General features: G+C 63.7%; 6 protein-coding genes. All 6 read left to right on the forward strand.

Annotation, left to right across the window (positions count from 1 at the left end; translation table 11 throughout):
- Window positions 1-22 precede the first annotated feature (22 nt).
- The 6 genes from recC to R6G97_RS15995 all read left to right on the forward strand — a co-directional run bounded on the left by recC (window position 23) and on the right by R6G97_RS15995 (window position 11,670).
- Window positions 23-3,505 carry an exodeoxyribonuclease V subunit gamma gene (gene recC, locus R6G97_RS15970; protein WP_182817112.1) on the forward strand — a complete coding sequence of 1,161 codons (3,483 nt, stop codon included), beginning with the start codon at window positions 23-25 and terminating at the stop codon, window positions 3,503-3,505.
- On the forward strand, window positions 3,502-7,179 hold the full coding sequence (gene recB, locus R6G97_RS15975) for an exodeoxyribonuclease V subunit beta (RefSeq protein WP_182817114.1): 3,678 nt from the start codon (window positions 3,502-3,504) through the stop codon (window positions 7,177-7,179). The genes recC and recB overlap by 4 nt, the downstream gene beginning before the upstream one ends.
- Window positions 7,176-9,251 (forward strand): exodeoxyribonuclease V subunit alpha, encoded by a 2,076-nt coding sequence (recD, locus tag R6G97_RS15980; protein ID WP_090346960.1) that lies wholly within the window; start codon window positions 7,176-7,178, stop codon window positions 9,249-9,251. Before recB ends, recD begins: the two co-directional genes overlap by 4 nt.
- Before the next feature lie 107 nt (window positions 9,252-9,358).
- Window positions 9,359-9,898 carry a YfiR family protein gene (locus R6G97_RS15985; RefSeq protein WP_232111639.1) on the forward strand — a complete coding sequence of 180 codons (540 nt, stop codon included), beginning with the start codon at window positions 9,359-9,361 and terminating at the stop codon, window positions 9,896-9,898.
- Window positions 9,895-11,166: a diguanylate cyclase domain-containing protein gene (locus tag R6G97_RS15990; RefSeq protein WP_043215249.1), complete on the forward strand. Its 1,272-nt coding sequence runs from the start codon at window positions 9,895-9,897 to the stop codon at window positions 11,164-11,166. The genes R6G97_RS15985 and R6G97_RS15990 overlap by 4 nt, the downstream gene beginning before the upstream one ends.
- A gap of 3 nt (window positions 11,167-11,169) precedes the next feature.
- Window positions 11,170-11,670 (forward strand): OmpA family protein, encoded by a 501-nt coding sequence (locus R6G97_RS15995; RefSeq protein ID WP_043215252.1) that lies wholly within the window; start codon window positions 11,170-11,172, stop codon window positions 11,668-11,670.
- Window position 11,671 lies beyond the last annotated feature (1 nt).

Consider the following 11,671-nt stretch of genomic DNA (forward strand, 5'->3'; position numbering starts at 1 on the left):
ACCTCCCCGGCTGAGACGCTCAATGACCGACACATCCTCCCTGCATCCAGGTTTCATGATCGTTCAAGGCAACCGTCTGGATGACTTGCGCCATCTGGTAGTGGGTGTGATGCGTCGTTATCCCTTGGCACCGCTGGAGAACGAGATCGCGCTGGTTCAAAGCAATGGCATCGCCCAATGGCTCAAGTTGGCCCTGGCCGAAGACCCGCAGGAGGGCGATCAAGGCGGATGTGGGATTGCGGCTGCTATCGATGTCCAGTTGCCGGGCAGTTTCATGTGGCAGTTGTATCGCCGTGTTCTGGGGCGCGATGAAATTCCTGAGGTTTCGTTGCTGGACAAAGCTCCCCTCACTTGGCGCTTGATGCGCCTGCTTCCTGAGTTGATCGAGCGCCCCCATTTCGAACCGCTGCGCCGTTTCCTCACGGACGATGGTGATCTGCGCAAGCGTTACCAATTGGCCGAGCGCTTGGCGGACCTGTTCGACCAATACCAAGTCTATCGCGCCGACTGGCTCAAGGATTGGGCAGTAGGCGAGCATGTACTCAATAGCGCTCGTGGCGAACGCAAGCCCTTACCCGCCGGTAATCGCTGGCAGGCGCAGCTATGGCGAGCTTTGCTCGAGGATGTCGGCGAGGCGGGCATGGCGCAGAGTCGCGCCGGGGTGCACCAGCGTTTCATCGAACGTATCAACAGCCTGGACCAAGCCCCCTCCGGCTTGCCGAAACGGGTGATCGTCTTCGGCATTTCGTCCTTACCAGCCCAAGCACTCGAGGCGCTGGCGGGGCTTGCTCGCTTCAGTCAGGTGTTGCTGTGCGTACATAACCCATGCCGCCATCATTGGGCGGATATCGTTGCAGACAAGGACCTGCTACGTCATCAGTACAAGCGTCAGCAGCGCAAGCACGGCACCCCCTTGCAATTGGATGACGAAAGCCTGCATCAGCATGCTCATCCATTACTGGCTGCCTGGGGCAAGCAGGGCCGTGACTACATCAACCTTCTCGACAGTTATGATGACCCCGGCAGCTACCGCGGTGTATTCAGCGAGGGTCGCATCGACCTTTTCCAAGAGTCTGAGCCAAACTGCCTGCTTCGCCAGTTGCAGGATGACATTCTCGAGTTGCGCCCACTGGCCGAAACCCGCGAGCAGTGGGCTCCTGTCGATCCCGCCAAGGATCGCTCGGTGCGCTTCCATGTGGCCCACAGTCCGCAGCGAGAAGTGGAGATCCTTCATGACCAGTTGCTGGCCCGCTTCAGTGCAGATCCCACGCTGCGCCCGCGTGATGTCATCGTCATGCTGCCGGCCATCGACGACTATGCACCGCATATCCGCGCGGTCTTCGGCCAACTTGAGCGCAACGACCCTCGCTACATTCCTTTCACTCTCACCGACCAAGGCCAGCGTGGTCGAGAACCGCTGCTGATCGCTCTGGAGCATCTGCTCAAGTTGCCCGAGAGTCGCTTTGCCGTCAGCGAAGTGCTCGACCTGCTGGACGTCCCTGCGCTTCGTGCGCGCTTTGCCATCGCACAGAGCGATTTGCCGACTTTGCATCGCTGGATCGAGGGCGCCGGCATCCGCTGGGGACTGAGCGCCAAACAACGTGCGACCCTGGGACTGCCTGAAGGCCTGGAGCAGAACAGCTGGCGGTTTGGCCTGCGACGCATGTTGCTGGGGTATGCCGTCGGTGTCGGGGAGGGCTTCGACGAGATCGAGCCCTATGATGAAATCGGTGGCCTCGATGCTGCCTTGATCGGCCCGCTCGTGGCCCTGCTCGACGCGCTCGATGTGGCATGCGAAGCCTTGTCGCAGCCGGCTACGGCGCGCGAGTGGGGCGAGCGTCTGCAAGCGCTGCTACAAGTGTTCTTTCTCGCCGAGGATGAGCAGGACGAGTTCCTGTTGATGCAGCTGCAGGATTTGCGCGACACCTGGTTGGCCACGTGCGAAGCGGTTGGCTTGCAAGACGTGTTGCCGCTAACGGTGGTTCGTGAGGCTTGGTTGTCGGGGCTGGACCAAGGCAAGTTGTCCCAACGTTTTCTGGCAGGTTCGGTGAACTTCTGCACGCTCATGCCCATGCGCGCGATCCCCTTCCGGGTGGTGTGCCTGCTGGGCATGAATGACGGCGACTACCCACGTGCCCAGCCGCCGCTGGACTTCGATCTGATGGCCAGCGACTACCGCCCTGGTGATCGCTCCCGCCGTGAAGATGACCGTTACCTGTTGCTTGAAGCCCTGCTCTCGGCGCGTGACCAGCTCTATATCAGTTGGGTCGGGCGCAGCATTCGTGACAACAGCGAGCGTCCCGCATCGGTGTTGATCGGTCAGTTGCGCGATCACCTCGCCGCGGGTTGGCGTCTGGCGGGCGCCAAGGAGGGGCTGCGGGAAAACCCTGGTGAGCAGTTGCTGCATGCCCTGACCCAGGAGCATCCCCTCCAACCCTTCAGCCAACGTTATTTCCAGAAAGGCAGCGCGTTGTTCAGCTACGCCCATGAGTGGCAGGTATTGCACCAGCTCGACACGGATCCTGTGGCCTGTCGTGACACGCTGCCGCCCTATGTAGCCGAGGAGGCGTTGAGCCTCACCCAGTTGCAGGATTTTCTGCGTCACCCTGTGCGGCACTTCTTCAGTCAGCGTCTGAAAGTGTTCTTCGAGGCCTTGGAAACGCCAACGCCGGATGAAGAACCCTTCGTGCTCGATGCTTTGCAGCGCTACGGGCTGAGCGAAAGCCTGCTCGGCGCCGCGCTGGCCGATCCCGACAACGCCGATCACGCGCTGCTGAGCCAGGCTCGTCGCCTTCAGGCCTGCGGCCTGCTGCCGCTGGCGGGGTTCGGCGAAATCCTCCAGGCCGAGCTGATCCAGCCCCTACCTGACCTGCTGCAGCGTCATCGCCAGTTGCTGCAACGTTGGCCAACCGTGGTCGATGGGGCGCTGCCGATTCATTTCGACCACGCAACGCAGCGTCTGGAAGGCTGGTTGGGGAGGGTGTACCAAGCCCAGGACCTGAGCCTTCTGAGCATCACCACCGTACCCAACACCCTGAGTGCCGGACGCAATAGCCGTAAATGGCATCGCCTGATCCCTGCCTGGGTCGTACATCTGGCGGCCTGTGCCGCAGGCTATCCATTGCATACCGCCATGGTCGCCAGCGACCTGACATTGTTGCTCGACCCGCTGCCGCAGCCCCAGGCGGCGGAGCTTTTGGGCGACCTGATCGTGGCTCGCCAGGCGGCCATGAATGCGCCGCTGCCCGTGGCCGCCAAGACCGCGTTCGCCTGGTTGGCCCAGAGCGATCCGGACAAAGCCCTGGCCTCAGCAGTCCGCGCCTACGAGGGCGATGGGCAGAACACCACCGGCGAGCGCGGCGAGAGCCTTGCCTTGGCACGTCAGTTCCCTGACTTCGCCGCGCTGTGCGCCGATGAAACCTTCGAAGGTTGGTGCGAGACCCTGTACCGCCCCTTGTTCGCAGCGCCCTGGCAGACCCTGGGCAATCCGGAGAATGCCGCATGACCCAGGCCCGCCCCTTGGCCCTGAGCTTTCCATTGCACGGCAGCCAACTGATCGAGGCCAGTGCTGGCACCGGCAAGACGTTCACCATATCGGCGTTGTACCTGCGCCTGATCCTAGGCCATGGCGGCGAGCAGGGCTTTGGCCGTGAGCTGCTGCCGCCACAGATCCTGGTGGTGACCTTCACCGACGCTGCCACCAAAGAGTTGCGTGAGCGGATCCGTGCTCGCCTGGCCGAAGCGGCACGGTTCTTCCGCGGTGAGCTGGCCGAAGCTGATCCGCTGCTGCAGATGTTGCGCGATGATTATCCCGCCGAGCAGTGGGCGCGTTGCGCCAGTCGCCTTGACGTTGCGGTCCAGTGGATGGACGAAGCCGCGGTGTCGACCATTCACGGTTGGTGCCAGCGTATGTTGCGCGAGCACGCCTTCGACAGCGGAAGCTTGTTCACCCAGAGCCTGGAGACCGATCACAGCGAGTTGCTGGGTCAGGTCATGCGCGATTACTGGCGGCGTTTCTGTTACAGCATGCAAGGCGAAGCCCTGGCCTGGGTACGCAACCAGTGGGGCAGCCCCGACGCGTTGCTGCCACGTATCCGCCCATTGTTTGGGCGGGTACGCGGTGAGGTGGATGATGCTCAGCCGCAAGCGTTGATCGAGCAGGCCTTGCGCGAGCGGGCCGCGCAGCTGTGCCAGCTCAAGGCGCCCTGGGGGCAATGGGCCGATGAACTGCACCAGATTTGCCAGGCGGCTGTGGCCGGAAAACTGGCGGACGGCCGCAAGCTGCAGGCACGCTTCTTCGAGCCTTGGTTCGACAAGCTCCGGGCCTGGGCCGGTGACGATCAAGTACTTGAGCTGGATTTGGGCACCGGTTTCACCCGACTGACGCCTGCGGGCATGGCAGAAGCCTGGAAGTCCGGCGAGCCGCCTGATCATCCCGCCCTGCATGCCATGCAGAGCCTGCGTGAGCAATTGCAGGGGCTGGCCAGCCCCGATGCGCGGCTGCTGGAGCACGCCGCGACCTGGGTGTCGGCCCGTTTCGAGGTGGAGAAGCGCAAGCGCGCCGAGATGGGTTTTGACGACATGCTCTTGCGTTTGGAGCAAGCGTTGACCAGCGAGTCTGGCGAGCGTCTGGCCGGTTTGATTCGCGAGCAGTTCCCGGTAGCGCTGATCGACGAGTTCCAAGACACTGACCCGGTGCAATACGGCATCTTCGAGCGCATCTACCGGATCAGCGAGAACCATAGAGAGACTGGTCTGTTCATGATCGGCGATCCCAAGCAGGCGATCTACGCCTTCCGTGGGGCCGACATTTTCACCTACCTGGCCGCCCGCCGCGCCACGGCAGGGCGCTTGCACAGTCTGGATACCAACTACCGTTCCAGCCAGGCGATGGTAACGGCGGTCAATCGCGTGTTTCTCCAGGCCGAAGAGCGCCGCCAGGGGCGCGGCGCCTTCCTGTTCCGCGAGGGCCAGGACAACCCCTTGCCCTTCGTCGAGGTCCGTGCCAAGGGGCGCGATGAGCGATTGATGATCGACGGCCAGCCCGCTGCGGCGTTGCAATGCTGGCAACTGCAAAGCGAGGAGCCGGTCTCCAGCACGCTCTACCGCCAGCAACTGGCGGCCAGTTGCGCCAGTCATATCGTCGGCCTGCTCAATGGCGGCCAGCAAGGCGTGAGCGGACTGCTCGACAGCCAGGGCACGCTTCGCCCCTGCTTGCCGTCGGACATTGCCATCCTCGTACGCGATGGCCGAGAGGCCCAGTTGATACGCGCCGAGCTTGCGGCCCGCGATGTGCGCAGCGTGTATCTGTCGGACAAGGACTCGGTCTTCGCCGCCCAAGAAGCCCATGACTTGTTGGTCTGGCTCAAGGCCTGTGCCGAGCCGGATTCCGAGCGTCTGCTCAAGGGCGCCCTGGCCAGCCTGACCCTCGACCTGCCACTCGCCGACCTGGACCGCCTGAACCAGGACGAGCGCGTGTGGGAAGGTTGGGTCATGCGTTTTCGTCAGTACCGCGAGACCTGGCAGCGTCAGGGCGTGTTGCCGATGCTGCGCCGCCTGCTGCATGACTTCCAGCTGCCGCGCATGCTCATGGCCCGCAGCGACGGCGAGCGGGTGCTGACCAACTTGCTGCACCTGGCGGAGTTGCTGCAGCAGGCGGCGAGTGAGTTGGACGGTGAGCAGGCCTTGATCCGCCACCTGGCCGAACACCTGGCCAATGCTGGTCACGCCGGCGAAGAGCAAATCCTGCGCCTTGAAAGTGACGAGCAACTGGTCAAGGTAGTGACCATCCACAAATCCAAGGGGCTGGAATACCCCTTGGTCTATTTGCCGTTCATCTGCACCAGCAAACCGGTGGATGGTCAGCGCCTGCCTCTGACCTGGCACGATAGCCAAGGCCGGATCCACCTCACCCTGACACCCGACGAAACACAGATCGCCCGCGCCGATGATGAACGCCTGGCCGAAGATCTGCGCCTGCTCTACGTGGCCCTGACCCGTGCACAGTATGCCTGCTGGCTGGGTGTCGCCGACCTCAAGCGCGGCAGTCAGAAGACCTCGCAATTGCACCGCTGTGCTCTGGGCTATCTGCTCGGCGCAGGCTTGCCTCTGGCAGCTTCCAGCGAACTGGGCGAATGGCTTGCGCAGTTGCAGGGCTCGAGTGCGGACATCACATGCAGCGTACTGCCCGAAGCCGACGCCCAGCGCTACCACCCCCCTCGTGACGAGCGCGAGCTGTTGCCGGCGCGCAAGCCACGGCGGGCCGCCGCCGAGCATTGGTGGATCGCCTCCTACAGTGCCCTGCGAGTCGGTGATCAGACCTTGAGCGCCGACAGTTCCCAAGCCCAGCAATTGCTGGACGACGAAATAGTCGATACCCAGGCATTGCGTGAGGTGCCCGCCGAGGGCGGCGATATTCACCGCTTCCCTCGCGGGCCGAACCCCGGCACCTTCCTCCACGGCCTGCTGGAGTGGGCCGGCCGGGAAGGGTTCGCCGAGGTAAGCGGCAAGCCGGATTTGATCAAGCGCACCGTGGGGGAACGTTGTAACCGCCGGGGCTGGACCGGCTGGATTCCCGCCTTGGAGCAGTGGCTGGGGCAGTTGCTGAGCCAGCCGCTTCCCTTGCACGCCGACGGCCCGAGCCTGATCCTCGCCGAGCTGCGTCACTATCAGATCGAGATGGAGTTCTGGTTCGCCAGCCATCAAGTGGATGCCGTGCGCCTTGACCATCTGGTCGCCCGCCATACCCATGGCGCAGCGGCGCGTCCTGCGGCGTTGCCCACGGTGCTCAACGGCATGTTCAAAGGCTTCATCGACCTGGCATTCGAGTTGGACGGCCGTTACTACGTGGCCGACTACAAATCCAACTGGCTCGGTCCGGACACCCAGGCCTACAACGGCCTGGCCATGGAGCAGGCGATTCTGGAGCATCGCTACGATCTGCAGTACGTGCTCTATCTGCTGGCCCTGCATCGCCAATTGCGGGCTCGGTTGCCGGACTACGATTACGACCGTCATGTGGGCGGTGCTGTGTTCATCTTCCTGCGTGGTGCCGACAGCGCCGGCCATGGCTTGTATTTCGCCAAGCCGCCGCGGGCGCTGATCGAGGCGCTCGATGCGCTGTTCCGCGGTGCCCATGAGCCGGAACAGCAGGACCTGTTTGCCGGAGTCGCGCCATGAGCCGATGCCTCGATGACCTCTTGCCTACCCCTGTAGATGCCGAACAACTGACGGCTCTGGCGCCCCTGCGCGAGAGCCGTGACCTGCTGGTGCTGCTCGATCGCTGGGTCGAGCGAGGCTGGCTGCGGGCACTGGACCGTGCCTTCGTGAATTTTCTCGAAGAGCGCGCCCCTGGCAGCGACACCTTGTTATTGCTGGCAGCGGCCTTGGCCAGTCATCAGTTGGGCCATGGTCATGTCTGCCTCGATTTGGAGCAGACCCTCGCCGAGCCTGATTTCGCCTTGTCGCTGCCGCCGGAGGGCGACGCACTGGCCGGGCCTTTGCTGCTGCCCTCGCAACTGCTCGCCAGCCTGACCCTGGACACCTGGCTGCAGCGCATTGCCGCCAGCCCTCTGGTGGCCGCGGGCAATAGCCCGGGGCAAGGTGCCCGGCCGCTGGTGCTCAGCGGCCAGCGTCTCTATCTGCGCCGCTACTGGAGCTATGAGCGGCGCATCGACGACGCCTTGCGCCAGCGCCTGACCCAGAGCGAAGCCATGCCGGCGGATCTGCCCGCACGGCTTGATCACTTGTTCGAAGGCGGCGCCCCGGCAGGGCAGGTGGACTGGCAGAAACTTGCGTGTGCGCTGGCCACGCGGGCGGCGTTCAGCATCATCACCGGCGGCCCTGGCACCGGCAAGACCACCACCGTGGTGCGTTTGCTGGCGTTGTTGCAGGCGCCTGCCGTGGAGAGGGGGCGCCCTTTGCGCATTCGCCTCGCGGCGCCCACCGGCAAGGCCGCTGCCCGCTTGACCGAGTCGATCGGCCAGCAGGTCGAGCGGCTGAAGGTCAGCGGTGAGGTGCGCGCACAGATCCCGACCGAGGTCAGCACCGTTCACCGTCTGCTGGGCAGCCGACCGGGGTCCCGGCACTTCCGCCACCATACGGGCAACCCGTTACCGCTGGACGTGTTGGTGGTCGACGAAGCCTCGATGATCGACCTGGAGATGATGGCCAACCTGCTCGACGCCTTGCCGCCCAAGGCACGTCTGGTGCTGTTGGGCGACAAGGACCAGTTGGCCTCGGTCGAGGCCGGCGCGGTGTTGGGTGATTTGTGTCGCGATGCCGAGGAGGGCTGTTATTCCCCGGCTACCCGGGCCTGGCTGGAGCAAGTCGGCGGCCAATCGCTGGAGGGCTGTGGTCTCACGCCCGGGGATGCGCAGCGCAATCCGCTGGCCCAGCAGGTGGTGATGTTGCGTTACTCGCGCCGTTTCGGCGAAGGCAGCGGCATCGGCCAGCTGGCCCGCCTGGTCAACCGCCAGCAGGCACAGCAGGCACGTGATTTGCTGACCCTGCCGCCGAGCGATGTGTTCGGTCTGACCCTGCGCGGTGAACAGGACCGGGCTTTTGATCGCTTGCTATTGGACGGCCTGGGCCGTGGCGACGATGGGCCCCAGGGTTACCGCAGCTATCTGCGTGCCATTGGTCGTCATCGTCCGCCCCCTGGCACACCCGTCGATGACCCGCGCTGGGAGCAGTGGGCCAGCAAGGTGCTGCAGAGTTTCGAGCACTTCCAGTTGCTCTGCGCAGTGCGCAAGGGCCCTTGGGGGGTTGCGGGTCTGAATGAACGTGTGGCGCGTGTGCTTGGCAACGCCGGGCTGATCGACAACCAGCAACCCTGGTATGAAGGCCGGCCAGTGCTGGTCACGCGCAACGATTATGGCTTGGGCCTGATGAACGGCGACATCGGCATTGCCTTGCGTCTGCCGGATGATCTGGGCGAGCCGGTACTGCGCGTGGCCTTTGCGCGCAACGATGGCAAAGGCGGGGTGCGTTTTGTGTTGCCGAGCCGGCTCAACGAGGTGGAAACGGTGTTTGCCATGACCGTGCACAAGTCCCAGGGCTCGGAGTTCAGCCATACGGCCTTGGTGTTGCCGGATGCATTGAACCCGGTGCTCACCAAGGAGTTGGTCTATACCGGTATCACCCGCGCCAAGCACTGTTTCAGCCTGATCGAGCCGCGCACCGGCGTTTTCGAAGAGGCGGTGGCGCGCAGGGTGCGACGGATCTCCGGTTTGATGCTCGAGCAAGTGTGACGTAGCGCACATTTCTGAGCGGCAGGCCTTGTGCTATCGTTGCGCCAAATCTGAAGGGACTTTGTGGGATTTCCTAAATGGTGGCTGTCTCGCCTCGGGGACGCGTGATGGGCCGTGCGCTTGCGCTGTTGATGGCCGCCTTGCTGCTCGCAGGCCCTGCACGGGCGGACACCCCTGCGAGCGCTGCTCAGGTCCAACAGCGGGCCAAGGCCGTGACCCAAGTCGTGCTGGGCATTCTCAGCTATGCGCGCTGGCCGGCAGAGCCAGTGCCGCTGCGTTTGTGCCTGGTAGGGCCGACCGAATACGCCGATGATCTGATCAAGGGGAATGTGCAGAACTCCGGCCAGCCCTTGCAGGTGCGGCGCTTGTTGGTGAACGACCAGCGTGTCGCCAGCGCCTGCGACGCACTTTATATCGGCAAGCTCGACCAAGGTGAGCGGGAGCGGCTGTTCCAGTCGGTCAGCGGCCATCCGGTGCTCAGCATCAGCGAGGCGGACGATCCCTGCACCGTGGGCAGCCTGTTTTGCCTGCGGGTCAGTGACGAGCAGGTGGCCTTTGACGTAAACCTGGATTCAGTCGCTCGCAGCGGTGTGCGAATCCATCCCAGTGTGTTGCAGTTGTCTCGTCGACGGGCGGTGCAGCCATGAGAAGGTGCATCAAGCCTGGCGTTCGCCCAACCCTGCGTTCGGTACTTGGCCGCGGCCATCTGGGATTGGCCTTGCTGGCGGTAGGGTTGGCAGGCGTCTCCCTGACCCTGCTCGGTGTGCTCGCCTTGCGCGTCTATGCCAATCACAACCTGCACCTGATTGCCCGCTCGATCAACTACACCGTCGAAGCGGCTGTGGTGTTCGACGATGCTCCTGCTGCGAAGGAAGCCCTGGCGTTGATCGCAGCCACCGAAGAGGTGGCCGATGCCAAGGTGTTCAATGACGAAGGCGTGCAACTGGCCCATTGGCACCGTGACGATGATGGCATGTTTGCCCAGCTGGAGGCGGAAGTGGCCAGCGCGCTACTGGAGGAACCGATCACGCTGCCGGTGATGCATCAGCAACAGAAGGTCGGGCACATCGAAGTGTCCGGGCAGGGCGGCAACTTGCTGCGCTTCCTGTTCAGTGGCCTGGCGGGGATCGTGTTCTGCACGTTGCTCAGTGCAGTGGTGGCTCTCTATCTTTCGCGTCGGCTGTTCGGCGACATCATTCGCCCGTTGCGCAGCCTTGCCAGCGTGGCTCACGCCGCCCGCCGCGATCGTACCTTCGACCGGCGCGTACCCGAAACGCAGATCGCCGAGCTCAACGAGCTGGGCAACGACTTCAATGCACTGCTCGACGAACTGGAGGCCTGGGACAGTCACCTGCGCAGTGAGAACGAGAACCTGGCTCACCAGGCGACCCATGACAGCCTTACCGGCCTGCCCAATCGAGCATTCTTCGAGGGGCGCCTGAGCCGTAGCCTACGCAATGCCGTCCGCCAGCAGGAGCGGCTGGCGCTGATGTTCCTCGACAGCGACCATTTCAAACAGATCAACGACAGCCTGGGCCACTCGGCGGGGGATGAGGTGCTGATCAGCGTGGCCAGTCGGATCCGCGCGCAATTGCGCGAACACGACCTGGTGGCGCGCCTCGGCGGGGACGAGTTCGCGGTGCTGCTGACGCCCTTGCAGTCGCGAGGCGACGCCGAGCGCATCGCTGAAAAGATCATCGCCAGCATGCAGCTGCCGATTCATCTGGAAACCGGCAACAGCATCACCACCTCGTTGAGCGTAGGCATCGCTTACTTCCCCGACGACGGCCTGGACCCGGCAGGGCTGCTCAATGCCGCCGATGGGGCGATGTATCAGGCCAAGCGCATGCGCCGTGGCCATTGGCAAGTGGCGCAGACGGAGCATTCGGCCACTGACGTTGATAACAGGAGCTGAACCGTGATTCACCGTGTCGTTGCACTGCGTTTTCCCACGCTGGTATTGGCATTGCTGACGTTGCTGGCGCTCGGCGGTTGCCAGAGCGTTCCCAAGGGTTTGAGTGAAGAGCAGATCGCCGTGCTCAAGCGTGAAGGCTTCGCGCCGACTGACGAAGGTTGGGCGTTCGATCTTTCTGGCAAGGTGTTGTTTGGCAGCGATCTGGACAGCCTGAACAGCCAGAGCCGCGCGATCGTCGAGCGCATCGGCAAAGCCTTGCTGTCGGTGGATATCCAGCGGGTGAGGGTTGACGGCCATGCCGATGCCTCGGGCAAGGAGGCGTATAACCAGCAGTTGTCCGAACGCCGTGCGCAGAGCGTCGCCCAGGCGCTGATCGGCATCGGCATGCAGCCTCAGAACATCCGCACCGTTGGCCTGGGCAGCAGCCAGCCGGTGGCGGACAACCGCACCGCCAGCGGGCGAACCGAGAACCGCCGCGTATCGATCGTGGTAGCGTCCTACTGAG

The sequence above is a fragment of the Pseudomonas sp. HTZ2 genome (assembly GCF_033173945.1).
GTDB classification, from domain to species: domain Bacteria; phylum Pseudomonadota; class Gammaproteobacteria; order Pseudomonadales; family Pseudomonadaceae; genus Aquipseudomonas; species Aquipseudomonas guariconensis.

Coding starts and splice junctions, on each gene's coding strand:
- recB (WP_182817114.1), top strand. CDS start 3,502: ATGACCCAGGCCCGCCCCTTGGCCCTGAGCTTTCCATTGCACGGCAGC.
- R6G97_RS15990 (WP_043215249.1), top strand. CDS start 9,895: ATGAGAAGGTGCATCAAGCCTGGCGTTCGCCCAACCCTGCGTTCGGTA.
- recC (WP_182817112.1), top strand. CDS start 23: ATGACCGACACATCCTCCCTGCATCCAGGTTTCATGATCGTTCAAGGC.
- R6G97_RS15985 (WP_232111639.1), top strand. CDS start 9,359: ATGGGCCGTGCGCTTGCGCTGTTGATGGCCGCCTTGCTGCTCGCAGGC.
- recD (WP_090346960.1), top strand. CDS start 7,176: ATGAGCCGATGCCTCGATGACCTCTTGCCTACCCCTGTAGATGCCGAA.